Origin of the sequence: Paludifilum halophilum, assembly GCF_002245355.1 — a bacterium.
Lineage (GTDB): Bacteria > Bacillota > Bacilli > Thermoactinomycetales > DSM-45169 > Paludifilum > Paludifilum halophilum.
The window spans coordinates 239489-264243 of sequence record NZ_NOWF01000002.1 but is presented as its reverse complement, the minus strand read 5'-3'; the positions used below and the strand labels follow the sequence as shown (position 1 = coordinate 264243).

Sequence of the window (24755 nt, the reverse complement as noted above, 5' to 3'; positions counted from 1 at the left end):
ATGAAAAGAATCATAGGTTGTACCCCAATCATAAAACCCCCCCTGTCCCATGGGACAGGGGGGGTTATCATCCCGATTACCGGGAGTAATATTCAACGATTTGACGTTCATTGATTTCGGCGGGGAGTTCATCCCGTTCCGGCAGGCGGGAGTAGGTGCCTTCCATGTTGTTGTCGTCAAAGGTGAGGTATTCCGGCAGGAAGGAGCGCTCTTCCAGGGCTTCCTTGACGATACCCAAGTTGCGGCTCTTTTCCCGCAGTCCGATGACATCGCCCACCTTCACTTGGTAGGAAGGACGGTCCACCTTTTTACCGTTGACGGTGATGTGGCCGTGTACTACCAGCTGCCGGGCTTGGGCGCGGGTGCGGGCCAGGCCCAGACGGTAGACGAGGTTGTCCAGGCGGGATTCCAGGAGCCTCATGAAGTTTTCACCATGAACCCCTTTCATCTTGCCGGCCTTTTCAAACAGAGACCGGAACTGTTTTTCATTCAGACCGTACATAAAACGCAGTTTTTGTTTTTCCTGCAACTGAATCCCGTATTCGGAAAGCTTCCGCCGCTGGTGAGGACCGTGTTCCCCCGGGGGATAAGGCCGTTTCATCTCCTTGCCGGTTCCGGAAAGGGAGATGCCCACCCGGCGGCTCAATTTCCAACGAGGTCCGGTATAACGTGCCATAATGGTTTTGCTCCTTTCCATATTTGCAGATCGCAAACAACAGGGTATGGCTGGACCGCTGTTTATTGCCCGCACCTTCCGGATAGCGGCGAAAGGAGGGACACCTGCCGGGAAAAACAGCCGCTGCCCCGCAGGACGATCCAGTGAGGGTGAATCCATCACCTATTTTTGCTGTGCTATCCTCGTGTTCCCTTTTCAGAAAGGAACCGTTTGAGCCATACAGAATCTATTATACCGGCTGTATTGACAATGTCAATACGCGGACGAGGGGCGAGCCAGCAGATAATAGATCGGCAGGCCCCGCTCGGAAAATTTCTCTTCATACTCCGTCTGTACGTTTTCCCGGGCGTAAGGACTGCGGTGAAAGTCCCGGGAGAACTCCAACAGACGGAAACCGCAGTGTTCCAGTTCTTCGAGCGTAAAGGCGAACAATGACTCGTTGTCCGTCTTCAACTGCAGGGTTCCGGAAGGAGTCAGGATTTTCCGGTACAGATTTAAAAAACGGTGATGGGTGAGGCGCCGTTTGGCGTGCCTTTTTTTGGGCCAAGGGTCGCTGAAGTGGAGCAAAATCTTTTCGACTTCTCCTTCGGCGAAAACCTCGTTCAAATGCTGAATGTCCATCCAGAGGAAACGGAGATTGTCGCAGTCCGTTTCATCGGATTTTCGGCAAGCCTGTAGCAGTACATCCTCGATCCGTTCCACACCGATCCAGTTGATTCGGGGATGCATCCGGCAGACGGTGGACAGGAACCGGCCTTTTCCGGTGCCCAGCTCCACGTGAATCGGCCGATCGTTGCCGAAGAGTTCCTTCCAGAATCCTTTCACCCGTTCCGGTTCCAGAACCACCCGGGGATGTTTTTGGACCATTTCCTTGGCGTACGGTTTTCGTCGCAGTCGCATGGTGTTCTCCTTTATCTGTCAATCTCGCCTCCATATTATAGCGGAAAAGGACGGTCTTTTTGAACTCCCTTCTTCAATAGAAAAAGGGAAACCGGTTTTCGATCGGTCGGATTCTGATTCGCGAACTTTCTTTCATTTAAGACTTGTGCAAACGATTGCATTTCGATACAATCAGTATCACCGGATGCTTTTTGACAGCGTTTACACCGCCCTGAAGTCTCTGAACAGAAGCGCTTGCTCTCGGTGGATACAGGAGGATGAAAAACGTAGACGACGGTTGTCACGGAGAAAATCCTGTTCAAGGGGGAGACAAACGTGAACACCTGGAAAAAAATCGTATCGATGGGGATTGCTTTTTCCCTGATCGGCTCCCTGGCTGCCTGCGGCGGGGGATCCGATCAGGGGGCGGAAGGTGACGGCGGCCAAGTGACGATTACTTATGCCCGCGGCAAAGACCAAACCCAGACCACGAAAAAATTAATCGAAGAATTTGAAAAGGAACATCCCCAAATGGACATTCGATTTAAGGAGATGCCCTCCGATACCGGAGTGAGTCATGATCAGTATGTGACCATGTTTAGCGGAAACTCGGATGAAATCGACGTGTTCGACCTGGATGTCATCTGGTCGGCGGAATTTGCCCAGGCGGGATATTTGCAACCTTTGGACCGGTTCATCCAAAAGGATGGTATCGATCTGGACAAGTATGTGAACGGTGCAGTAAAAGCCGGGCGTTACAACGGCAAACAGTGGACCATGCCGAAATTCGTGGATGCCGGGCTTCTGTATTACCGCAAGGATATGGTGGATGAAGAAGACGTTCCGAAGACGTGGGAAGCGTTGACTGAACAGGCCGAAGAGTTGAAAGGTGAACAAGGAACTTCATTCGGATACGTGTTTCAAGGCAAACAATATGAAGGTCTCGTCTGCAACTTCATTGAGTTGATCGGTGCATATGGCGGTCGGGTGTTGGATGAACAGGGAAAAGTGGTGATCGACAGCAAGGGGACCGTCGAAGGGTTGCGAAAATTGAGGGAAATGGCTCAGTCCGATTATGTTCCCGGTCATGTAACTGCGATCACCGAAATCGAAACCGACGCCATCTACAGTGAAGGGCAGGCGGTGTTCAGCCGGCAGTGGCCCTACCACTACGCCAAAATGCAGGAAGACGGATCGGACGTTATGGGGAAGGTAGGGGTTGCCGCCCTTCCTCAGGGAGACGCAGGATCCACAGCGGCCCTGGGAGGTTGGATGACCGGGATCAACAAAAACTCCAAACACAAAAAAGAGGCGTGGGAACTTATCAAGTTTATGAATGGTGCAAAAGGACAGAAGATCTCCGCTGTCGACGGTGGTCTCGCTCCGACCTATCTCCCGCTGTATCAGGATGAGGATGTAAAAAAAGCGAGTCCCCTTTTTGAGAACGAAGAATTCATCAAAGGTGTCAAATCCGCTGTTCCTCGGCCGGTTTCCCCGGAATATCCGAAGATTTCCGATATTATTCAGGTGGAAGTCTCCAAAACCATTGCCGGAGAGGAGAAGCCCGAGAACGCTGTCAAAAGGATGGAGCAAAAGCTAAAAAAGGTGGTTGAAGGCGGTTGAAAGCCATGATTCCAGGGAGAGGGAAGGGTCCTTCTGAAAAAAGGACGGGGTACCTCTTCATCCTTCCGGCATTGATCCTGATCTTTGTGATCGCTATGTATCCCGTGGCTCACTCTTTTTGGCTCAGTCTCTATGATGTTCGGCTCAATGATCCTGCAAAGTCGGAAGCATACACTCACTATGGGGTCAATGTCCAACTGTATGCCGAAAACTTCCCCTTTCTGCTCACTTCGCTGAAGGATGAAATCGAGGGGGCGAAGGGCGAAACCAGGGAACGACTGACGAAATTGAAGGATCGGGTGGAACGTGTCAATGCCGCCTTCCGGGAAAAATCCGCTTTCGCCAATCGGTATGATGAGGTGGACGAACGGCTGCTGGAAGGGGAAACAGTGCCTGAGGAGGAGAGGTTCATCGAGGTGGACCGACAGCAGGCCCAGGCGGCCGCCCGGGAGTTGGAAAAGGTTGAAGCCGAACTGGCCGGGTTGAAAAAAAGCCTGAAGGATCCGGACCGGGTGATCGGTTTGAGCAAAGGTCTTCAGGATTCGTTGATCGAGCCCAATTTTGTCGGATTGAAGTATTACAAGCTCTATCTTCAGGATGGCCGCATGTGGGCTTCCCTGGAAAATACCTTCGTTTTCACGGTCATTTCTGTCGCATTGGAATTGGTATTGGGTTTGTGGATCGCTGTCGTGCTCAATCGGGAATTTATCGGCCGCGGACTGGTTCGGGCTTCGGTCCTGATCCCCTGGGCCCTGCCGACAGCGGTGGCCGCTCTCATGTGGAAGTTTTTGTTTGACGGACAAAACGGGATATTGGCCTTCCTGTTTGAGAAAATCGGTTTGCTTCCTCATATGGGCGTTTTACTGACCACCAAGTTCTGGTCGATGTTCGCTGTTATTTTTGCTGATGTTTGGAAGACAACTCCCTTTATGACGCTGTTAATCCTCGCCGGGTTGCAGACCATACCGAAAAATCTCTACGAAGCGGCGGAGGTGGATGGAGCCTCCCGGATACAGCAGTTTTTTAAGATCACCCTGCCGATGTTGCGCAACACGCTCCTGGTCGCCCTCTTGTTCCGCACTCTGGACGCCTTTCGCGTGTTCGATCTCATTTATGTGTTGACCGGAGGAGGACCGGCCAACGCGACAGAAACCATTTCAGTCTATGCCTATAAAACCATGTTTGCCCAGTTAAACTTCGGAGCGGGTTCTGCGTTGGCTGTGATCGTGTTCCTGTTCGTCGCTCTGATCAGCATGTTGTTCGTCAAAATGCTCGGGAAAGATCTCATCAGCGACGGAGGCTCCAAGTGAGGAAAGGGTGAGCAAAGATGCCGAAAAAAACAGGTCCTCTGTTTTATCTGTTCCTGGCGGGGTTCTTAATCGTGATTCTGTTTCCTTTCCTGTGGGAGGCGAGTACGGCTTTTAAACCCCCGGGGGAACTTTTCGGGGAAAAGGCTTTTACCCCGATTCCGGAAGAACCGACCCTGGAAAATTTCAAACGGGTTTTTACCCAACGTCCTTTTGCTTCTTATCTTTGGAACAGCACGGTTGTCGCGGTCGCCACAACCCTTTACTGTGTTTTTATCGCGGCGATTGCGGCCTACGCCATCGCCCGTCTCCGATTCCGGGGGAAGAGTATCGTACTGGGAGTGGTACTGGCGGCTTCGATGTTTCCTCAGATTGCGACGATTTCCCCTATCTTTCTGTTTATGCAAAACGCGGGGCTGACCAACAGTTACCTGGGTCTGATCATTCCCTATACCACCTTCGCCTTGCCTTTGGCCATGTGGAATCTGACTGCCTTTTTCCGCAAAATTCCCTTTGAGCTGGAGGAAGCGGCCAAAATCGATGGAGCAACCACGATGCAAACATTTTGGAAAGTGATCTTTCCCCTGGCGGTTCCGGGGACGTTTACCACGGCCATACTGGTATTTATCGCCGCTTGGAACGAGTTCTTCTTCGCTCTCACCATCAATACCGATGAAGGTATGAAAACCGTACCCGTCGGGATCGCCCTGTTCCAAGGGCGTTACTCCATACCCTGGGGGGGAAATCTCAGCGGCATCAGTCATCGTAACCCTTCCATTGGTGATCATGGTCCTCCTGTTCCAGCGGCGGATTGTCTCCGGGCTGACCTCCGGCGCTGTCAAGGAATAATCAGACCGTCCATTCTTCCTCCATAAAACTGTTTTATACTCTTACAGATGGTCGAGAGCCATCTGTTTTATTTTGTACAAATCAAAGGATCGACGGAGGGGACGATTGGGATTAAGATGGTAGAGAGCCCTTTTTTACAAGGAAAGTCGCTCGATGCCGTTTGGAACGAATCAGAGGAGGAACCGCTATGAATCAAAGAACAATCGCCGCTGTTCTCATTCTTTGTTTGCTGTTGTCCGCCTGTGGAAGTTTGACTCAACCCAGTCTGAAAGAGGATTTGGTTCAATCGGTGAAACGGTTGCAAAGCGGTGAAGGCAGTGGCTTAATGCGCATGAATTATGTTACGACCTTCGACTGGGATCGGATGTATGTGTTCCAACCCTATACTTCTGCCAAAGAAATCAGGAAGAAATTAGGGTTTGATTGGGCGAAGGCTGAAGAGACAGGCATTGAAAACAGTGACACCCATCAGTTGGTCGTGTTTGTCCAAGGGGATGATGTGGTTCGCTATGTGAAAGTGCCCCGAAAAGCGGGTACCTTTTCCGTTAAAAAAGGACTCACTCCCGGTAACGCCGTGTTTCAATCCGTAGAAGAGGACGGACAATCCGTGATCAAACCGGTGGGTGAGATCCAGTAATCAACTTCCAGTCCGAGCGAAGCAATCCATAAAGTTCATGGTCGACAAAAACCCCGTTGGAATAACCGGCTTGCCGCAGTGTTCCCTCATAGTGAAGTCCGAGTCGACGGGCAACAGCACGGCTGGCTCGATTGGCCGGAACCGTGCGGATTTCCACCCGATTGATATGGCGCTCGTCGAAAAGATAATCCACCAGCCGTGACACAGAACGACTCATGACACCGCGGCCGGTAAAGCGCTGATCCAGCCAATACCCGATTTCCGCCACTCGATTGACCGGATCGATTCGTTCCACGGTGACGGAACCGGCGAGCCATTGACCCCACCATACCCCGAAATGGGCTTCCCGTTGACAAGCGTATCCGGACAGCGAGCGGAGAATGTAAGATTCCATGTCAGCGAGGGAATGCATATGATTGACCCAGGTCAGCCAGGGTTGTAAGTGGGTTCGGTTGGTCTCAACCAGGCGGTATAGGATCGGAGCGTGTCGCCTTTCCAGCAGTGTCAGCCGGATCGGTGTCTCTGCATATAGGGTGAGCACAGGGTTCATCTCCTCACCAAGGAATGAAAACCGATGAACGGACGGGGATTCGGTTATCCTTTCAGTTTGTAGCTTCAGACGTTCTGTCTCCTTTGATGCCAGGGAGTTTTTTGAAAGAGAGACTACCAATCATGGCTGAAACCGTCGGCGAGTATTCTTAAAGAAACAGGAGTCCCTTTGAAAATCCTTTGCGATAAAATAGGGGTTAATCAACCGTTGAGGAGTTGTACACGGTGCCGCGTTGGCTGAAGATATTCATTTGCTTCGCGATCATAGGTCTGGGTGCGTGTCATTCTTCAGGGGCGGATACGCAGGGTCTCGGTCCTGGAACGAGATCCAGTGAAAAAGCAGAGAAAAAATTTCAACCCTACAGTGACCCGGTCGTTCCCAAGATGAAGGATCTGATCCGTCGCAAGGGCTTTTTGGCGTATACTTCAAAAACGCCTTACCTCTTGGGATTCAGTTATGATGGAACGTATTTGGCGACGATTGTATACGACAAAAAAGCGAAGGCTTATCGCATCGACATCCATCATACTGGGAATAACCGGGTGGAAGGAACCGTATACGCTCCCAGGGGGGAACAGCTGAGTGAATCCCGGGATTCCAGCAGCGCCGAGGAGGAGCTGTTAAAGGGGACACAGGAAACGCTGGATATGGGGTATCAAATCAAAGTACCGGTCAAGCCCCGGGAGTATTCTTTGAACCAAACCGTAAACATGAATAACAAGGATTGGGCGGTTCAGTTGATCGGCAAAAAAGGAGCCGTCATTCATGCCGAGGATGACCAAGGTCATCGCTGGCGGGTATCCAAAGCTCCTCTGAAATCCGGAGAAAAACTCTCCTCCCGGTGGCTGTTCGTCATCCCGCCTACCCTTCCGGAAAAGGGGTCCGTGATCGCTTTCGCCCATCGGAAAGAGAAGGGTTTGCGCCCTTTGGTTTACACAGTGGACACGTCTCTTCTCCGTCCTGATTGGTCGGAAAAAGCACTGAGCCGGCGGGTGAACAAATATCTGAGGGGAGATACGCAAGTGGTATACCGGGGGATGCTGACCGATCAGGGACCGGACAGTGTGCTAGCTGTCCGCGACGCGATCGCTTCTTCGGTCGGGCCGAGGGAAGGTGTGCGCTACCGGGGTGATGTCTGCGGCTTCATCCTTTTCGACGCAGAGGGGGAAGTCCTTTACCGGGGCAATACGGCGGGGTTGGTGTATCGGGAACAGGTGCTGTCGGATCCTTCCATCCCGAAGGATCCGGAAACCCATTACCGTCTGTTGCTCACTGTTCAAACGACAGATGACGGGAACCAGGAACGTGTGCTGACGGTGGACCAATTAAATGGGGAAGATCGGATCGTGCGGACCTATGAACTGCTGTGGAACGAAAAGGATCAACAGTTTGAACAGGTCGGGGAGAGAGGAACGGAAGGGAGCTGATTCAGTGGAAACGGTGATTTATCTGATCCGGCACGGAGAGACGGTGTGGAACCGGGAACGACGGGTGCAGGGCCATCAGAACCTGGATCTGTCGAAGGAAGGGATGAAACAGGCGAGACGATTGGGGGATTATCTGAGGGACTGGAATATCGATGCCGTTTATTCCAGCGATTTAAAGCGGGCCTGCCGGACGGCGGAAAGCGTGGCCCGTCCGAAAGGGCTGGAAGTTCAGCCCCTTGTACAACTGCGGGAACGCAACCTGGGGGAATGGGAAGGCCTGAAGTTAGCGGAAGTGGAACGCCGGTACCCTGGCGATTGGAAAGAAATCTGGAACCGGGGCGGGAAATACGGCATCGAAAAGGCAGAGAACACGCAAAGGCGGATGATGGATCAAATCCAGAGGTTGGCGGAGAAACACCTGTCGCAAACCATCGTCGTTGTCAGTCACGGCGGCAGTATCAATGCGGTGTTGGAGGCCGTGAGCGGTGGAATATACGGACCAGGAAAGAGCCGTATCCGTAATACTGGGATCTCCCGGCTGGTCTATCATTCGGAAAAAGGATGGAGAGTGGAGCGGGTGAGTATAACCGGTCACTTAGACGGTTCCGTCGCCACCTCGATCGCTTCCCATTTCTCGAATCAGCAAGGATGAACCGAAGTTTCCTTCGGTGGGCGGGTGACGAAAAAAAGGGATGTCTCCCTTTGAGAGGGTGACATCCCTTTTTTGACGGTGTTACGCTTTTTCGGCTGACAAAGAGCGTGCGCTTCCTTTGGGAACCAGTACAAAGGCGACGGCCAAAGCGATCAGACTGATCGCCGCGGCGGTGATGAAGCTGGCGTCCAATGCATGAGTAAGAAATTGGTTGATTTGCTCGGCGACTCCGGCGGGGAGGGTGGACAGCTCTTCGGGTTGGGTAACTCCTTGGGCTTGTTTTAATTGCCGGATCATATCCGGGCTTAACTCGGCACGGTGTTGCTGAATATAAGAGCTGATCTGCCCCTTGAGTTGAAAGCTCATCACCGTTCCCAACAGCGTGACGCCGAAGGCGCCGCCCATGGAACGGGCGAACATCTGGGATGAAGTGGCGGCTCCCCGCTGGTTGCCCTGAACGGCGTTTTGGACGGCGATGATAAAGGAGGTCATGGACAAACCCAACCCCGTCCCCAGGACTAACATTCCCGCCAACACCCAAGGATAGGGCGTATGGGCTCCCATCTGAGTGAAGCCTGCGATGGCAAGGCTGACCAGGACAGCTCCGGTCAGGATCGGCGGACGATAACCCTGTTTCAAGAGCCATCGCCCGGCGACTACGGAAGCGAAGCTCCAGCCGAGGACCTGGGGAGTGATCGCGAACCCGGCCAGGGTGGGCGATTTCCCCAAAACACCCTGAACAAACAGAGGAACGAAGGAAATGATCCCGAACATTCCCATCCCCGTTAAAAATGCAGTTAAATTACTGGATGCGATCAGCGGGTTCCGAAACAGGTTTAAGGGGATGAACGGGTCTTCCACCCCCCGTTCCCAGCGGAAAAAGAAGTAGATCAGACCCAGGGCGGTAATCAAAAGGATCCAGATCGCCGGATGGTTCCACCCTCCGTTGCCGAGCATTTGAGTAGCGGAAAGGAGACCCAAAACCGCCAGGAGGAACAGCGCCGCTCCTGGATAGTCGATCTTCCTTCTCTCTGCTTCCGACTGCTCCGATAAAAAAGAAGCGATTACCAGAACGATCAGAATCCCCAGGGGAAGGTTGAACCAGAATACCCAGCGCCAGGATAGATAATCAACGGTCCATCCCCCGAGAAAGGGACCGACAACGGCGGCCAGTCCCCACATGGAGGAAAACCACCCTTGAACGCGGGCCCGCAGTTCAAAGGGAAAGATGTCCCCCACAATCGTCATGGCCACCGGGAGCACTCCACCGGCCCCCAGTCCCTGAACGGCCCGGAACAGGACCAACTGCCCCATCGATTGGGCGAATCCGCAGAGTGTGGAGCCTCCCACAAAAAGCAGGACGGCGATGATAAAGACTTTTTTTCGACCGTAAATGTCGGCCAACTTTCCGTAGATGGGAACGGTTAACGTATTGGCCAACATGAACGCGGTAAACACCCAGCTGTATAAAGAGATTCCGCCTAAAGCCCCGACTACTGTCGGCATGGCCGCGTTTACGATGGTGACTTCCACGGCGGCAATAAACATGGCCGCCATCAAAGCGGCGGTTACGATATTGCGTCTCGATCGCTTCATCCTTCGATTCTCCTCTGCGTTCTCTATCCATTCTATCGTATCTCAAAACCTTCGGTTTGCGAAGGGAGGAGTTTTTCATTCCGTTCTCCCGGTTTTACAAGGTTTTTGTCATAATATACACTAAAATAAAAAGGCGTTTCGGGAGGGACCGCGATGGTTGGATAGGCGAGTGAGGGGGAGTATCATCGGCTTTTGGAAGACTATCAGCATTGCCGTGCGGCAAAGGAAATCATGGAGGCGGCTTTTGACAGCGCTTACGAGGGGATCATTATCACGGATCCGGAGGGAAGGGTCACGATGCTCAATGAAACCTACGCCCGTTTCCTCCAAGTCAAGGTGGAAGAGGTGATCGGCCGGCATGTACGGGAGGTGGTGGAAAACACCCGCATGCATGTGGTCGCCCGGACGGGAAATCTGGAGAAGATGGTCCGGGAAAACCGATTTCGGGAAGACCTTTTTTACCGGATTAACGTCGTCACCCTTTCCGTTCCGCCCCTCAGAGAGCGAGTCGAGGACCTTCCGGAACTGTCCGAGCACGTACTGAAAGAACTGTCCCGGGAAGTGGGAATCTTCGTCCAGGGGATCGCTGATGAGGCGATGGATATACTGGTTCGCTACCACTGGCCGGGGAATGTCCGGGAATTGAAGAATGTTCTCGAGCGCGCGCTTCACCTGACTGACGGTCCTGCGATCCGTCCCGAACATCTCCCCTTTCATCTCCTGCAGGAGCGGCGGGAAACCGGTTCTCCTTTCGCCCTGAAGGAGGCGGTGGAACGGGAGACATTCCGAAGCGCCCTTCAAGCCGCCGGGGGCAACCGGGAACAAGCCATTCGCCTTCTGGGCATCAGTCAGTCGGGTTTTTATCAGAAGATGAAGAAGTACGGGTTGAACTAAGCATCCGATGACAAATCAAAGGCTTCAGCGATTCGTTGATAGGAACGGAGCCTTGCTTCCTGGTCAAAAATATTGGTGATCAGCATCACCTCGTCTGTTCGATAGGAGGCGGCCAACTCCAGAATTTGTTCCTTCACTTTGTTCGGGTTGCCGACGATGATGCGGCGGCGGTTTTCTTTCATCCGAAATCGTTCCCAGGGGGTGGGATCAAAGGCCTCGGCTTCTTCCAAGGTGGGGATGCCGCCGGTTTTTCCTTGTTCGATTTGCAGCATCCACAATTCCAACGTGGAAGCGTGGCGTTCCGCTTCTTCATCGGTGTCGGCACAGACAGCGAAGATACAGACATTGACCCGGGGTTCTTCGTACAGGGCGGAAGGCTGAAACCGGTCCCGGTACATACGGGCCACGGAAGGACCGCCGTTGGGATTGATGAAGTGGGCGAATGAAAAGGCGGTCCCCAAGTCCGCAGCATAACCGGCACTGCCGTCGCTGGAGCCCAACAACCACATCTCGGGCGGTTCCGGGGGAAGGGGTGCCGCTTTCACCCCCTGATAAGGATGATCTTCCGGCAGGTTTTGTGTCAGATACCCTTGCAAATCCTTCACCTGATCAGGAAATCGATCCAGACTTTTGCGCCGCCCTTCATTGAGGGCCAGGGTGGAGATTCTCTCCCCGCCCGGTGCGCGGCCGATTCCGAGATCGATTTGTCGCGGAGCCAGGTTGGACAATAGGTGGAAGTTTTCCGCCACTTTATAAGGGCTGTAATGCGGCAGCAACACACCCCCGGAACCGATCCGGATGCGTTTGGATTCGGCGGCGAGACGGGCGATCAGTACCTCGGGGGAAGAGCTGGCGATCCCGTTCATGTTATGATGTTCGGCGACCCAGTAGCGGTGATAACCGAGCTCTTCCGCCAGCCGAACCAACTTTATGCTTTGCTGCAGGGCGTCACGGGCTGTTTGTCCTTTGGGAATGGGAGATTGATCGAGTATACTTAACTTCATAAGTCTCGTCCTTCTTTCCGGTCTTGGTGGATAGAGTTTTTTAAATGGGATACATTCGTTTCGTTTTTATGAAACGCTGTCTTAGTATCGTAGAATACAGAGGGAAATCATACGACCTGATCCTTTCCTTCCCTTTTAAAGAAAGAATATAACATCCATTCACACCCCGATGAAAAATTTTTATCTTTGCGGTTGTTTTCGCCCGACGGTTTTGTGGAAACTAGGACAGGGATTCATAAATCATGGAAGAAAGAGGTGGACGAACATGGATTTGCAACTGAGGGATCAACGAGTCTTGGTTACCGGTTCCACCAAGGGAATCGGAAAAGAGACGGCACGGGCCTTTCTGAAGGAGGGAGCCCGGGTGGTCATCAGCGGACGCCGTCCGGATACAGTGGATCGGGTGGTGGAGGAGTTGGCACCGCTGGGAGAGGTGACCGGTATGGCGGCGGATCTGTCAACGACGGAAGGGGCGGATGATCTGGTCCGCCGAGTGGATGAAGCCGGGGAGTTGGATGTTTTAGTCAATAACGCCGGCTTTTTTGAAGTGAAGGAATTCGAAGAGGTGACGGATGAGGAGTGGCTGTCCTATTTTCAGGCGAATGTCATGAGCGCGGTCCGGCTCTCCCGCCATTATCTGCCTCGGATGTTGGAACGGAACAGCGGTCGCATTCTTCATATTGCCAGCGAGGCGGGAATAAAACCCCTCCCGCAGATGATCCCCTACTCTGTCACTAAAACGGCTTTGATCACACTGGCTCGGGGGATGGCGGAAAGGACCAAAGGAACCCGGGTGACGGTGAATAGCATCCTGCCCGGTCCCACGTGGACGGAGGGGGTGGAATCCTTCATCAAACAATCGGCGGAAGCGGAAGGCAAAGATTTGGATGCGTTCACCGCCGATTATTTCCGGGAAATGGAGCCGACCTCTCTGATTCAACGATTTGCGACAGTAGAGGAGGTGGCGGATACGATCCTGTTCCTGAGTTCGCCGAAGACATCAGCGATCAACGGAGCCACCCAACGGGTGGAAGGAGGAATAATCCGGTCCATCTGAAGGGATTCAGGGAAAGGTTACAACGGATCGGGTGAAAATCGACTAACGACAGAACGCCGCTTGGCTCGGGCCGGCGGCCTTTTTTTGTGGAATGAAGTCTAAAAAAATGGATATATAGTCCGGAATGATGGACGGATGGTCACAGGGGAAAGAGCCCCTGAAAAGTCCGATCGGGTCTTTTGCAGTCCAAAAGGATGGACCGATGAGTGTTCAGAGGCTCTTTTCTTCGGATTGGAACGAAAATTGCAAAAATGAGGGGGCAGAACGAGATGGATGGGGGGAGATGGAGAGGATGACTTCGCGGATGGGAGAGATGAGAAATTGGAAGTATTAGGTATTTTTGCATCGCTGGGCTTGTTGATGTTCATGGCCTATAGAGGCTCTCCCGTGATTCTGTTTGCTCCGGTTTTTGCGTTGTTGGCGGCGGTTTTGTCGGGCCTGCCGGTCCTGCCGACGTATACGGAAGTGTTTATGGTCAAAGCAGTCGGTTATGTAAAGCTTTATTTTCCCATTTTCTTATTGGGGGCGGTTTTCGGCAAGATGATGGAAGACAGTGGTGCGGCCCGTTCCATCGCCCGGGGTTTGACCGGGACATTCGGCGGAAACCAGGCGATTTTGGCGGTGGTGCTCACCTGCGCCATCCTGACCTATGGAGGGGTTAGTCTGTTTGTGGTCGCCTTTGCGGTTTATCCTTTTGCCGCCGCTCTATTCCGGGAATCGGATATTCCCAAACGGTTGATTCCCGCAACGATCGCTCTGGGTTCCTTTACCTTTACCATGGACGCCTTTCCGGGGAGTCCCCAGATTCAGAACATCATTTATTCTCCCCGGTACGGTGGATACCCCGCTGGTGCGGAACCAGCTGAAAAAGCTGGCCGCCGAGGAAGGAATACCCGAAAAGGAGGCCTTACACAAACATTTGTTGCACAAACAAGCCTTGAAGCGATTCATTCGCCCGGAAGAAGTGGCGGCATGCGCAATCTACCTCGCCTCTGAATCCGCCGCTTCCATCACGGGAGAGACAGTCAGTGTTTCCGGGGGATGGTGACCCCGGAGAATGTCGGAGAATAGACAGAAACCGGATGCATCGAAGCAGAAGGAGATGATAGTGGAATGGAACCATCTCCCGTATGCCCGGAGAGGGTATCACGGGGTTTTTATGTTGCTTTTGCTTATTTTCCGGAGGAGGGGTTTATGGTATCGTATGAAAGGAGATTTTGTTAGTGGAAACGAACCCCTGATGATTCCAATGTAGAAAGAGGAAACCCTAATGACTTTGGACGGTTTGTGGAAAGAGTTGCAGGACTTGAATCCCGGTGAAGTGGAGACCATTCATAAGCTGGTGCAGGCTTTGAAGCGGACTCGAGTCAGCCCTCTCGCGTATATCGAAGAGTTGATGAACTTTCAATCTCTGGGCTTCGATGAGGAAGCCGGTGTCTATGTGCACCGGATGCTGGTAACCGATGAGCTGAAAAATCGTTATGAAATCTTACACGGAGGAATTACGGCCACTTTCATCGATACGGCAATGGGTTCCACCTTGTTTCAGGAGATGGGCGAGGATCGCCGGTCGGTGACCCTGGATCTCAACGTTGGCTTTTTGAAACCGGCGGTAAACGGCTGGTTGAATGCTCATACCGAGGTGATTAAACGGGGGCGGACGATTGCAGTGATGGAGACGAAGGTGAAGGATGAGCAGGGAAAGTGGATCGCCCGGGCATCCGGCACCTTTTTTCGTCAAGCTTGACTCCTCTCGACGATTGTCGGGGAAATGGAGAGGACACAAGATGCAAAAACCTTACAAAATAGCAGCGAAAGCGATCCTGTTCGATCGGAATCGGGTGTTGGTGCTGCGGAAATCCCCAGAGGAACGGAGCGCCAAGGACAGTCACGGCTGGGACTTTCCCGGCGGGGGGCTGGAGCCTTCCGAACCCTTAATGGACGCGCTTTATCGGGAGGTGTTGGAGGAGACGGGTTTGCAGATCCGAGTGATCGGTCCTGCGTATATTTACGACGACATCCAAGAGGAAAAACATCTGATTATCGTCAAGTTCGCCTGTCATCAACCCTCCGGCCGGTTGAAACTGAGCGCCGAACATGAGAGTTATCGATGGACACCGATGGAAGAGTTGTCCGGAGCTCCCTATCCGGAATGGATGAAAGAGGAGATTCGTCGGGCGCACCGCATTTTCGTGGAATATTATCCGCCGGGATAAATGGTTTGTGACTTTGATGTCGAATACAAGAAAAGCACCGATCAAAAAAGCGATGGTCCCTTACAGCGGGCCATCGCTTTTTGAAAAAATGGGGAAGCGGGGATGCCGCCGATCCGCCTTCAGCTCATGGTTGTCCAGTCAGTCGCTTCGACGACAAGGCGAGCGAACTGTTCCAGGTATTTTTGATCCTCTTCATCGAACCGCTCAGGAACGGGACTGTCGATATCCAATACCCCGATCAGGCGGTCGTTGGTTTCCAACGGGATGACGATTTCCGACCGCGACGCCGCGTCGCAGGCGATGTGGCCCGGAAACTTCATCACGTCGGGGATCCGTTGAACGGAGCGCTGTTCCACCGCGGTTCCGCACACCCCTTTTCCCTCGGGAATGCGGATGCAGGCGGGCAAACCCATAAAGGGGCCGAGGATCAGCTCCTTGTCCCTCATCAGATAGAACCCGGCCCAGTTGACCCGGTCCAAAGAGTTGTACAACAGGGATGCGGCGTTGGCCAGGTTGGCCAACCAGTCCGTCTCATCCTGGAGAAGACTTTTTTCTTGATTCAGGAGGTTTTCGTATTGGGCCTCCTTACTTCCTTCCACCCGTTGAAAGTCAAACATGGCTCACCCTCCCGACCGTATGGGTCGTGATTTAAAATCGTTACCCCTTCACTTTAACATATCTTTTCAACGGCAGGGAGCGTGGCGGGATGTCAATCCCGCTCCCCCGTGATACAATGAAAAAGGCGAGAAGGATACATAAAGAAAATAATGGAAAAGGAGACGGATGATGCGAGATCAGCGGATTACAAAGTTGGCTCACCTGTTGGTGCACCATTCCATTGAAGTGAAGGATGGAGATCACGTACTCATCGATGTTTTCGGTCAAGAGAGCGTGGATTTGGCTCGCGCTTTAATCTCGGAAATTTATCGGGCCGGCGGCTATCCCCACTATCAGGTAAATCAAAGCACTTTGCTCCGGGCGCAGCTCTTGGACATCGACGAAGAACACATGGATCGCATCGCCAAGCATGCTTATGAGCAAATGAAGGATATGGACGGCTACATCGGTATCCGGGGCAGTGAAAATGTGAGCGAGCTGGCTGATGTACCCGCGGATAAGATGAAGATCTACTCCGAAAGATTCGAGACCCCGGTTCACGGTCGGCGCGTTAACCACACCCGCTGGGTCGTGATGCGTTATCCCAACTCATCGATGGCTCAGTTGGCCGACATGAGTACGGAAGCGTTTGAGGACTATTATTTCAATGTGTGCACCGTGGATTATCGACGAATGGACCGTGCGATGCAGCCTTTGGTGGACCGGATGGAAAAGACGGACCAAGTCCGCATCGTCGGCCCCGGAACCGATCTCACATTTTCCATCACGGGAATGCCGGCGATCAAATGTGCCGGGAAAAACAATATTCCGGACGGCGAAGTGTTTACGGCTCCGGTACGGGATTCCGTCAACGGTGTTCTTTCCTATAATACGACCAGCGTTTATCAGGGAACAACCTATGAAAATATCCGGTTCAAGTTCCGTGACGGGAAGATCGTGGAAGCGACCGCCAACCACACGGAACGGATCAATCAGGTTTTGGATACCGATGAAGGGGCCCGCTACATCGGCGAATTCAGTCTGGGACTGAACCCGGATATCCATCACCCGATGAAGGACACTCTTTTCGACGAGAAGATCAACGGCAGTTTTCATTTCACGCCGGGCCGGGCTTACCAAGAGTGCGACAACGGCAACCAATCCGCCATCCACTGGGATATCGTCTGCATCCAGCGGCCGGATTACGGAGGCGGGGAGATCTACTTCGACGGAGAGCTGGTACGCAAAGACGGCCTTTTCGTCGCGGAGGACCTCATTCCCCTCAACCCGGAGAATTTAAAAGGATGAGCATCAGGATAAAGAAAAGCGTGGACCCTGTCCGCGCTTTTTTGCGTTAGGATGTTGCACCCGAATGGTGAATCCGATGTCAGATTCCTTCCGGTTTTTCGATGAATAAGGGTCTCATTATCTCTTCTGCAAGAGAAACAACGGACAAACCGGACTGAAGGTAGATAATGAAGGGAAAGAGAAACAAAATAAAAGTCATAAAACCGATCACATACATTTTTTGTCGGACATCCAGATTTGGGTTTTTAATCACAACGAATCCAACGACAAACACAGTCACGGGATTGAATAAAAAGGTACAGAACAGGAGGGTAAACACTCCGGAGGTGGGGCCCAAAGATCTGGCTACCATTTGAACCACAACCCAATCAAAAAAGACCAACAGCAGACCGAACAAACAGAACTTAAGAGGCAGTTTCAACACTGTATCCTCTCCTTTTATCTAAATTCTTTAAATATAATAAGGAGTGGTGAGATAACGTTAGAAAATGGGAGATTAGATCACGTCATCATTATATTTTGGACTATTAGTACTATTGTAGTATATTAAGACCACAATTACTATTAAAGCATGAATTATCAATGGAGGAGTTTAGATATGAAAAAGATGTTAACAAAAACATTTTATCGGTGGATTAGTAACCAGAAAACAAAACTTTTGTCTTGTTTTGCTTTAGTTTTTTGTCTTATAAATCCACAAGCTTTTGCCATTGCTGAAAGAAGTAAAATCAAGGAAAATAATCACAAGGTTAGTGTAAATGTAAAGGAGAATTTTCCACCGATATCGCTTCCTGTAGCACGAGAAAATAATGTTCGGTTAAATAAAGGGGTTTTTGCCTTATGAAGGTAAATTTATAAAATAAAATGGAATTGAAGGTAGACAGTGTATTTTAAAGATGCACTTGCAAACCTCGCTTTGCTTTTGGTTGTACTTTCAGCATATACGAGGTGCAAGTGCTTTTCATTTGTCAACTACATTTAAGACTATCGACGCAGGGGGGGAGCGTCTTGTTAAATCGGAAAACGCTGGGGAAAAAGGTCGCGCTCGGGGCGGTTGTTTGTCTGGTTTTGTCGCTGCTTTTCAGTCTGATGATCAGTCCGTCGGCGGTTCAGTTGGAACAGGAGGAGGGAGAAAGTCCGGGGAAGACCGTTCCGCTTTCTCCCGGCCTTTACTGGATCGGTGTCATTGGATTTACGGTTTGGTTTATGGCTTTGGGTCTTCTTTTGTTCCTGATTGTCAGCTTGGTGGTTTGGTTGTGGAAAGGGATGAAAAGGAAAGAAGGATAGCATTGTTTATTTGAAATATCCATAAACAGGAATAGAAAGGGAGGGCAATCACAGAACTCTCCGTCTACGATTCCATGATTTGGACCTGTCTCTTTATCGAAAAAAATAAAATAGTTATGTTATGCTATGATTTGTAGGAAAAAAGGGAATTTCCGTGTTGCCACCGAATGAAATGGCAGGCGAGGAAGGGGCTTTCGAGAAAATCGGGGATTTGTAACTAGCTAAAGGTGGTATATAAGGGATATCTCTTTCTATTATCGGAGGTGAAGGAATGAAAGCGACGGGAATCGTAAGAAAAGTGGACGAGCTGGGACGGATCGTTTTACCGGTGGAGCTCCGGCGCACCATGGATATTGATGTTCGGGATCCGCTGGAAATCTATGTGGACGGATCGAATGTCATCCTGAAAAAGTACAGTCCTTCTTGTCTGTTCTGCGGCCAGGTGGACAATGTACTCACCTACCGAAACAAAAACGTCTGCGTTGATTGCCTCAACGAGCTGGCTTCGACCATCGAAGAGGCCTGATCCGGCATTTTCAACCGGAGAAGCCGTTAGGGCTTCTTTTTTTTGTGACATCGGCTGATGGATTGGTATAATCTTCATGGGAGCGATCATCCTTCAATCAAGGGAAGGCAGGTGAAGAAGAGATGGAAAAGATACCGACCGAGGATATGATCCGTACATTGGTCGAACTAGTCGAGATCCCGAGTCCGACAGGCAGAGCGGAGGACGCGATTCGGTATCTGACCGATCGTCTGGCGAAATATAAAGGCCGGATCACTCTCAGGCATACAGCGAAGGGAGGGGTACGTGTCACCCTGCCCGGCGAAGATACAACGACGGCCCGACTGCTGACCGCTCATGTGGATACGCTCGGTGCGATGGTGAAGGAGATCAAGCCTGATGGTCGCCTGCGGATCACCAACATCGGCGGTTTTTCCTGGAATTCTGTGGACGGAGCGTATTGCAAGGTAAAAACGAGCCGCGGGAACCATGTGAGCGGGACGATTTTGGCGACTCACACGTCGGTTCATGTTTACTCGGATGCCTCCACGCAGGAGCGGAAGGAAGAAAACATGGAAGTGCGGTTGGACGCAAAGGTAAACAGTAAAAAAGACACGGAGAAGCTGGGGATACGCGTCGGTGACTTCGTCTCTTTCGACCCCCGGGTGGAAACGACAGAGGCGGGATTTATCAAAGGAAGGCATATGGACGACAAAGCGAGTGCCGCTATCCTTTTGGAATTGATGGTTCATGTTCTTACTGAAGGCGTTCATCTGCCGTACCCCACCCATTTTTATTTCAGTAATAACGAAGAAGTGGGCTTCGGCGCCAATTCCAGCATTCCGGAAAAGGTTCGGGAGTATTTGGCGGTGGATATGGGGGCGATCGGCGAAGGATTGGAAACGGATGAATACTGCGTATCCATCTGCGCCAAGGATTCCAGCGGTCCTTATCACCACGGTCTCCGACAGAAGCTGGTTCAGTTGGCAGAGGAAAACGGGGTCCGATACGCCGTGGACATTTATCCCCATTACGGCTCCGACGCCAGTGCGGCGGTACGGGCGGGACACGATCTGATTCACGGACTGATCGGACCGGGGGTGGACGCCTCTCACGCCTATGAACGAACTCACCGGGAGGCTTTGGAACATACTTACCGATTGCTGGTGCAGTACATTCAGTCTCCCTCGCTGTAATGCGAATCCAACCGGAGGTCGAAGAAATGGAACTTCAGGAACAGATCCGGAGCGTGATGGAAGAGGGAACGGAGGAAGAAAAGGAGATTCTTCGCTTGGCGGTCCAGGCGATTCGACAAAAGCGCACCCGAAACAGCGCTTACCCTTCCGGGTTTTTGGGATTGTCCGGATCTTTCGTCGAGGAGGGAGTCTACCGGTTTCGCCTCCCGATTACGGCTTATATGTTGAATCGCGGCGGTGTCGTCCACGGCGGTATTACGGCTACGCTGGCCGATTCGACTATGGGTTCGCTGATCAATAAAAGCCTGCCGGAGAACTCCTACGCTGTCACCGTGGAAATGAAGGTTCATTATTTACAGCCGGGGCGGGGAAGGGAGCTGATCTCCGACGCTCGGATGATCCGGCTGGGACAAACCCTGGCCGTCGCCGAATGCCGCATCGCTAACGAAAGAGGGCATCAGATCGCTGTGGCCACCGGAACCTTCTCCGTTTTGAAGCGGCCTGGAAAGCGGTCCTAGTGTCCCTTCAAGGGGCTAGATCTGTTTGATTCACAAAGCTTGGATACGATATCTTCCTTGAAGATAAGCGAGGGCTTCACTGCTGTAGCGGTGAGGCCCTCGCTTTTTGGGGAGTGCGTCAGCGGATTTCGATCCGGTTGATAAAGTTCATCGGATCCTTCTGGTTACTGCCGTCGGCCAAGTAGAGAAGAGCCGGCCCGTCAGGCTGAATGGGTTTTCCTTTTCGGGAGAATTGCAGAACGGCTTTTTCCGCCTCTTCCATCGTCAAAACCGTTTGGCGGCCGTCTTCTCGGTGGATGATCACTTCCTCGGCTTCCGGTTCCGGCTCCGCATGCTCTAAAAAGGGTGCGAACTCCATTCCCTGCCCGTCCACGCCGGAAAACCGTTCACTCATATCGAAGCGGCGGTCGTCGAAGATCCAGAGGGTGGGGTCCAGGGTGATCCGGTATTTCACTTTTCCTTGAATCACGATGACATCGTTCATGATGAAAACGCTCCTATACCAATCCTTTGAATTCATGAGTCTCTTTCATTATACATGAGCGGTATTTGGAGAAAAATAGGTGGGGTTATCATGGCGAAGGAGCCGTTTCACTGAAACCATCGGAACGGAAGTGATGAAGGCAAGCATTAAGGAGGATCCCGATGCAAAAAGATCTGGAAGAGCTGGTGGAAAAGTACCGACCCTTGACCCGGGAAGGGAAGACAGCGGGTTATATCCCCGAATTGGAAGGGATGAATCCGGATTCCCTGGGGATTACCGTGGTGACCGGTGACGGACAGGTGTACCGGGCGGGGGATTGTCTGGAGTCCTTCACCCTGCAGAGTATTTCCAAGGTAATGACGCTAATTCTGGCGTTGATGGACAACGGGAAAGAAGCTGTTTTTGATAAAGTCGGGATGGAGCCGACTGGAGATCCATTTAATTCCATATATAAGTTGGAGATGAGACAGCCAGGAAAACCGCTGAATCCGATGATCAATGCAGGTGCGCTCGTCGTCAGCTCCCTGATTGAAGGCTCCACCATGGATCGGAGGATCGAACGGGTCCTCGAATTGGTCCGGGCCATGGCGGATAATCCGGACATCCATGTGAATGAAAAGGTTTACCGTTCGGAAAAGGACACCGGATACCGGAATCGTTCTCTGGCATATTTCCTGAAAGAATTCGACATCATTGACGATGTGGAGGAGACCCTGGATCTCTACTTCAGACAATGTTCCATCTCTGTCAAGTGTCTGGATCTGGCCCGGATGGGGCTGTGCTTGGCCCAATCCGGTCAAAATGTGTCGGGAGAACAGGTGGTGCCGGTACGGCTGGCTCGAGTGGTAAAAACCTTTATGGTCACCTGCGGGATGTACAATGCTTCCGGAGAGTTCGCTATCAAAGCGGGCATTCCGGCGAAAAGCGGTGTTTCCGGCGGAATCATGGCTTCCGTTCCTCATCGGATGGGAATCGGGGTTTTCGGCCCGGCCCTGGACGAAAAAGGGAACAGCATCGCCGGATTCAGTCTGCTTGCGGACTTATCCCGAAAACATCATCTCAGTATTTTCTAGGTCCATGGACTGGGGAATATGAATCGGGGAAACAAAGGAGCAAAAAGGGAACATATGTTCTTGAATTTACGGAAATTTTTGTGTACGATAAATCTGTCGGTACCCTTTTATTGGATGAAAGGGTTGGTCCGAGGTAAGCGTTCGGAGATCTGCGCTTACCTTTTTCTTTCACCCCTGATGGGAACATGCGTGCTGGTTGACTTTCTCATGGAGGAGGGGAAGGGATGAAAGTTCTGATCGAAGAGTATCGACAATCCCTTGAAAAGGTGCGGCGGGCCAAAGAGAATCTTCCGTTGAAGGGAAGGGAAGAGGAACGCCGTTTGCTGAACGGGATGGAAAGGGATCTGGTGTGGACGATCGAATGGATGGTCACAGGCTGTCAGCCCTTTCGTCAACGAGGCATGGAAAGCCGCGCTTTTTATCAGCGGGAGGTCTTTTGGAGTCAGCTTTCCGAAGCGGCAAAAAGAAAGGTCGAGTGGCGGGAGAGTTTGAAACCTGAGGGGACAAGCCCTTACGATCCGCTGTTGGAACGGTTGCTCAGCCGACTGTCCACCAGCGAATATGAAGCCTTTGTGGCAGTAAGGGGCCAGTGCCTCAGCTTTGCTCGGGTCGCTTCTCTGATGAACTGCTCCAAAGCTGCCGTTCAATCCTATGTTCGGCGGGCGGAGACGAAACTCCGAAGGGCGGTGGCAGAAGAAGGATGGAACAGCGCTTTCTCGAGGCATTCACCGTTCCAGAAGCAAGAAGCATTGTAGGGGTCGGACCTTGCCATACGAAAACCACCTATAGATGAAAGGGGAACATACGTTCCTGTACGGAAAGGGGTGAATAAAACGAACAGCGCATTTGCACCGGTGCAACAAGCCGTGACCCAGCATCTTTCTACAGACGAGGAGCTGATGTCCAAAGTGTCCGGGGTGTTCGACGGGGTTCCGGAGAACGAAGCTTTTCCTTTTGTAGCGGTCGGAGGAATCACTTCTTCACCCTTTCGCACGTTTTCCCGTTTCGGTGAGGAAGTGACCCTCACATTGCATATCTGGTCCGATGCGCAGGGTTTTTCCGAAGCGAACGAGATCCTCGAAGACCTGAACCGATTGTTGGCCGACCGGAATTTGGATGTTGACGGATACGGAACCGCCTCATGCCGTTATGTGGCGGGCGAGGCGGAGATCGATCCGGAAACTCCCCATCGCAAGATACTTGTCGATTATCAGCTGTTGGTTCAAGCGACATGATTCAAAAACAGAAGGAGTGATCCATAGTGGCTACCCAAGCGATCCCCGGATTTCAAGGAAGACTGTATGTTTCCAGCGACGGGGGAACCACGTATGATGAGATTGCCGAGATGAGAGAAGCGACGCTGACGATCAGCCAGGAGGAGCTGGAGGCGAGCAGTTTCGCCAGCAACGGGTGGATGGAGTATATCCCCGGTTTAAAAGAGTGGGAGCTGGAAGCGGAAGGGATTTATGTCACCGCCGATGCCGGACAGGATGACCTGTACAATGCTCTCGTCGAGGGAGGAACGGTCCTGGTCCGCCTTTTCCCCAAGGATGGGTCAGGAGAGACGGGATACGAAGGAAAAGCCTTTGTTACTTCCTGGGAAGTGAACAACGCAGTGGATGATGTCGTGGCCCTTTCGGCGACTCTGCGGGGTTCCGCCGAGCTGAAACAGGCGACCGCCGCTTAAAAGGAGGGAAACGATGGCCAACCAACATCGCGGATATGTGGATGTGACATTGGATAAGCAGCGCCGATTCAAGTTTGATCTGAATGCTTTGACGGAACTGGAGGATGCTCTGGGGAAACCGGTTACCCAGCTGAATGACGGAACAGTCGGCATGCGGGAACTGCGGGCGATGATTTGGGCGGGACTGCTTCACGAATCCCCCGACCTGACATTGCGGGAGACCGGGGACATAATCGATCTGGAACGGATCGAGGAGATTACAGAAAAGGTAACGGAAGCGATGACAGCCGCTTTTCCGCAGGGTGGGGGAAAAAACGGGAAGGGCGGTCCGGGTGGAATTGGACAGAGGCCAAGCACCTCGCATTCGGGCCGCTCGCTTTAAAGCCGGACGAATTTTGGCGTCTGACACCGGCAGAGTTGGATGAGATGGCCCGAGGATACCGGGAGCGTGTGGAATACGACATGCACCGGCTGGCATGGCATGCGGCCAACGTGATGAACGTCCATCTGAAAAAGAAGGTGACCGTCAAAAAATTGCTCGGACAGGACCGGAACATGAGCCGAGAAGAAAAGGAACGCCATTTCAATCGGCTCATCCGTTCACGCAAGGGATAAGGGGGCTGTTGATCAGCCCCTTGTTTTCATACAAAAAAGCCTACTACGCCTGAATCCGATGTTTGGCGTTGGAGGTTTCTTTCTCGTTGAGATGTCTGTAACAGCTTATACAGTGAAA

The 24755-nt window shown here is 52.2% G+C and carries 30 protein-coding genes and 2 pseudogenes; 24 read left to right on the top strand and 8 right to left on the bottom strand.

Annotated elements, in window-relative coordinates; all coding sequences use genetic code 11:
* Window positions 1–76 precede the first annotated feature (76 nt).
* Window positions 77–676: a 30S ribosomal protein S4 gene (gene rpsD / locus CHM34_RS04220; RefSeq protein WP_094263333.1), complete on the bottom strand. Its 600-nt coding sequence runs from the start codon at window positions 674–676 to the stop codon at window positions 77–79.
* A gap of 252 nt (window positions 677–928) precedes the next feature.
* A complete protein-coding gene (gene trmB / locus CHM34_RS04210; RefSeq protein ID WP_094263331.1) occupies window positions 929–1576 on the bottom strand; it encodes a tRNA (guanosine(46)-N7)-methyltransferase TrmB in 648 nt (215 codons plus the stop codon).
* Window positions 1577–1918: 342 nt separating this feature from the next.
* On the opposite strand from trmB, the gene CHM34_RS04205 reads away from it, so the two are divergent.
* The 4 genes and pseudogenes from CHM34_RS04205 to CHM34_RS04190 all read left to right on the top strand — a co-directional run bounded on the left by CHM34_RS04205 (window position 1919) and on the right by CHM34_RS04190 (window position 5971).
* Entirely contained in the window at window positions 1919–3178 is a 1260-nt protein-coding gene (locus CHM34_RS04205) for an ABC transporter substrate-binding protein (RefSeq protein ID WP_094263527.1), read from the top strand.
* Between the two features lie 5 nt (window positions 3179–3183).
* On the top strand, window positions 3184–4488 hold the full coding sequence (locus tag CHM34_RS04200; protein WP_094263526.1) for a carbohydrate ABC transporter permease: 1305 nt from the start codon (window positions 3184–3186) through the stop codon (window positions 4486–4488).
* A gap of 17 nt (window positions 4489–4505) precedes the next feature.
* Window positions 4506–5334 (top strand): annotated as a pseudogene (locus CHM34_RS04195) (carbohydrate ABC transporter permease).
* Between the two features lie 187 nt (window positions 5335–5521).
* Window positions 5522–5971, top strand: coding sequence for a hypothetical protein (locus CHM34_RS04190; protein WP_094263330.1), 450 nt, complete (start codon window positions 5522–5524; stop codon window positions 5969–5971).
* Here CHM34_RS04190 and CHM34_RS04185 read toward each other — a convergent pair.
* Window positions 5946–6512 carry a GNAT family N-acetyltransferase gene (locus tag CHM34_RS04185; protein ID WP_169713581.1) on the bottom strand — a complete coding sequence of 189 codons (567 nt, stop codon included), beginning with the start codon at window positions 6510–6512 and terminating at the stop codon, window positions 5946–5948. The genes CHM34_RS04190 and CHM34_RS04185 overlap by 26 nt on opposite strands.
* 233 nt (window positions 6513–6745) lie before the next feature.
* Between CHM34_RS04185 and CHM34_RS04180 the strand changes: the two genes are divergently transcribed.
* Window positions 6746–7948 (top strand): hypothetical protein, encoded by a 1203-nt coding sequence (locus CHM34_RS04180; protein ID WP_094263328.1) that lies wholly within the window; start codon window positions 6746–6748, stop codon window positions 7946–7948.
* 4 nt (window positions 7949–7952) lie between these two features.
* Entirely contained in the window at window positions 7953–8600 is a 648-nt protein-coding gene (locus CHM34_RS04175; protein WP_169713580.1) for a histidine phosphatase family protein, read from the top strand.
* 81 nt (window positions 8601–8681) lie between these two features.
* Here CHM34_RS04175 and CHM34_RS04170 read toward each other — a convergent pair whose 3' ends face one another.
* Complete coding sequence (locus CHM34_RS04170; RefSeq protein ID WP_094263326.1) at window positions 8682–10196, bottom strand: MDR family MFS transporter; 1515 nt, start codon at window positions 10194–10196, stop codon at window positions 8682–8684.
* Between the two features lie 192 nt (window positions 10197–10388).
* Here CHM34_RS04170 and CHM34_RS04165 point away from each other — a divergent pair, with 192 nt between their 5' ends.
* A complete protein-coding gene (locus CHM34_RS04165) occupies window positions 10389–11090 on the top strand; it encodes an AAA-type ATPase lid domain-containing protein (RefSeq protein ID WP_094263325.1) in 702 nt (233 codons plus the stop codon).
* Here CHM34_RS04165 and CHM34_RS04160 read toward each other — a convergent pair.
* Window positions 11087–12094 (bottom strand): LLM class flavin-dependent oxidoreductase, encoded by a 1008-nt coding sequence (locus tag CHM34_RS04160; protein WP_094263324.1) that lies wholly within the window; start codon window positions 12092–12094, stop codon window positions 11087–11089. The two genes, CHM34_RS04165 and CHM34_RS04160, sit on opposite strands and share 4 nt — an antisense overlap.
* Window positions 12095–12359: 265 nt before the next feature.
* Here CHM34_RS04160 and CHM34_RS04155 point away from each other — a divergent pair, with 265 nt between their 5' ends.
* From CHM34_RS04155 to CHM34_RS04130, 5 genes and pseudogenes are all read left to right on the top strand, one after another.
* Window positions 12360–13151 carry an SDR family NAD(P)-dependent oxidoreductase gene (locus tag CHM34_RS04155; RefSeq protein ID WP_094263323.1) on the top strand — a complete coding sequence of 264 codons (792 nt, stop codon included), beginning with the start codon at window positions 12360–12362 and terminating at the stop codon, window positions 13149–13151.
* A 273-nt stretch (window positions 13152–13424) separates the two neighbouring features.
* Window positions 13425–13988: pseudogene (locus CHM34_RS04150) on the top strand (GntP family permease); the annotation flags it as partial.
* The gene (locus CHM34_RS04145; RefSeq protein WP_338048643.1) at window positions 13987–14199 is read left to right on the top strand and encodes an SDR family oxidoreductase; all 213 of its coding nucleotides are present in this window, start codon (window positions 13987–13989) and stop codon (window positions 14197–14199) included. The pseudogene CHM34_RS04150 and the gene CHM34_RS04145, both read left to right, overlap by 2 nt.
* A 222-nt stretch (window positions 14200–14421) precedes the next feature.
* Complete coding sequence (locus tag CHM34_RS04135) at window positions 14422–14898, top strand: PaaI family thioesterase (RefSeq protein WP_094263320.1); 477 nt, start codon at window positions 14422–14424, stop codon at window positions 14896–14898.
* A gap of 40 nt (window positions 14899–14938) precedes the next feature.
* Window positions 14939–15367, top strand: a complete 429-nt coding sequence (locus CHM34_RS04130) for an NUDIX hydrolase (protein ID WP_169713579.1) — start codon at window positions 14939–14941, stop codon at window positions 15365–15367.
* Window positions 15368–15486: 119 nt separating this feature from the next.
* Here the strand turns inward: CHM34_RS04130 and CHM34_RS04125 are convergent, their stop codons facing one another.
* Entirely contained in the window at window positions 15487–15984 is a 498-nt protein-coding gene (locus tag CHM34_RS04125; RefSeq protein WP_094263318.1) for a free L-methionine (R)-S-oxide reductase MsrC, read from the bottom strand.
* Window positions 15985–16153: 169 nt separating this feature from the next.
* On the opposite strand from CHM34_RS04125, the gene CHM34_RS04120 reads away from it, so the two are divergent.
* Window positions 16154–17272, top strand: coding sequence for an aminopeptidase (locus CHM34_RS04120; RefSeq protein WP_094263317.1), 1119 nt, complete (start codon window positions 16154–16156; stop codon window positions 17270–17272).
* Window positions 17273–17351: 79 nt separating this feature from the next.
* Here CHM34_RS04120 and CHM34_RS04115 read toward each other — a convergent pair whose 3' ends face one another.
* Window positions 17352–17696: a hypothetical protein gene (locus CHM34_RS04115; protein ID WP_141201626.1), complete on the bottom strand. Its 345-nt coding sequence runs from the start codon at window positions 17694–17696 to the stop codon at window positions 17352–17354.
* A gap of 174 nt (window positions 17697–17870) precedes the next feature.
* Between CHM34_RS04115 and CHM34_RS04110 the strand changes: the two genes are divergently transcribed.
* From CHM34_RS04110 to CHM34_RS04090, 5 genes are all read left to right on the top strand, one after another.
* A complete protein-coding gene (locus CHM34_RS04110) occupies window positions 17871–18116 on the top strand; it encodes a hypothetical protein (protein ID WP_094263315.1) in 246 nt (81 codons plus the stop codon).
* A 164-nt stretch (window positions 18117–18280) separates the two neighbouring features.
* Complete coding sequence (locus CHM34_RS04105) at window positions 18281–18559, top strand: hypothetical protein (RefSeq protein ID WP_094263314.1); 279 nt, start codon at window positions 18281–18283, stop codon at window positions 18557–18559.
* A gap of 271 nt (window positions 18560–18830) precedes the next feature.
* Window positions 18831–19085, top strand: coding sequence for an AbrB/MazE/SpoVT family DNA-binding domain-containing protein (locus tag CHM34_RS04100; RefSeq protein ID WP_094263313.1), 255 nt, complete (start codon window positions 18831–18833; stop codon window positions 19083–19085).
* A 122-nt stretch (window positions 19086–19207) separates the two neighbouring features.
* Entirely contained in the window at window positions 19208–20260 is a 1053-nt protein-coding gene (locus tag CHM34_RS04095) for a M42 family metallopeptidase (RefSeq protein WP_094263312.1), read from the top strand.
* Window positions 20261–20286: 26 nt separating this feature from the next.
* Window positions 20287–20778: a PaaI family thioesterase gene (locus CHM34_RS04090; RefSeq protein WP_094263311.1), complete on the top strand. Its 492-nt coding sequence runs from the start codon at window positions 20287–20289 to the stop codon at window positions 20776–20778.
* Between the two features lie 118 nt (window positions 20779–20896).
* Here CHM34_RS04090 and CHM34_RS04085 read toward each other — a convergent pair whose 3' ends face one another.
* Window positions 20897–21262, bottom strand: coding sequence for a hypothetical protein (locus CHM34_RS04085; RefSeq protein ID WP_094263310.1), 366 nt, complete (start codon window positions 21260–21262; stop codon window positions 20897–20899).
* 161 nt (window positions 21263–21423) lie between these two features.
* On the opposite strand from CHM34_RS04085, the gene glsA reads away from it, so the two are divergent.
* From glsA to CHM34_RS19750, 6 genes are all read left to right on the top strand, one after another.
* Window positions 21424–22335 (top strand): glutaminase A, encoded by a 912-nt coding sequence (glsA, locus tag CHM34_RS04080; protein WP_439116310.1) that lies wholly within the window; start codon window positions 21424–21426, stop codon window positions 22333–22335.
* Window positions 22336–22559: 224 nt separating this feature from the next.
* Window positions 22560–23090: a sigma factor-like helix-turn-helix DNA-binding protein gene (locus CHM34_RS04075; protein WP_094263308.1), complete on the top strand. Its 531-nt coding sequence runs from the start codon at window positions 22560–22562 to the stop codon at window positions 23088–23090.
* Window positions 23091–23159: 69 nt separating this feature from the next.
* The gene (locus tag CHM34_RS04070) at window positions 23160–23570 is read left to right on the top strand and encodes a DUF3168 domain-containing protein (protein WP_094263307.1); all 411 of its coding nucleotides are present in this window, start codon (window positions 23160–23162) and stop codon (window positions 23568–23570) included.
* 26 nt (window positions 23571–23596) lie between these two features.
* On the top strand, window positions 23597–24022 hold the full coding sequence (locus CHM34_RS04065; RefSeq protein WP_094263306.1) for a phage tail tube protein: 426 nt from the start codon (window positions 23597–23599) through the stop codon (window positions 24020–24022).
* A gap of 13 nt (window positions 24023–24035) precedes the next feature.
* The gene (locus tag CHM34_RS19755; protein ID WP_240511862.1) at window positions 24036–24404 is read left to right on the top strand and encodes a gene transfer agent family protein; all 369 of its coding nucleotides are present in this window, start codon (window positions 24036–24038) and stop codon (window positions 24402–24404) included.
* Between the two features lie 44 nt (window positions 24405–24448).
* The gene (locus CHM34_RS19750; RefSeq protein ID WP_240511861.1) at window positions 24449–24637 is read left to right on the top strand and encodes a hypothetical protein; all 189 of its coding nucleotides are present in this window, start codon (window positions 24449–24451) and stop codon (window positions 24635–24637) included.
* The last annotated feature ends 118 nt before the right edge of the window (window positions 24638–24755 follow it).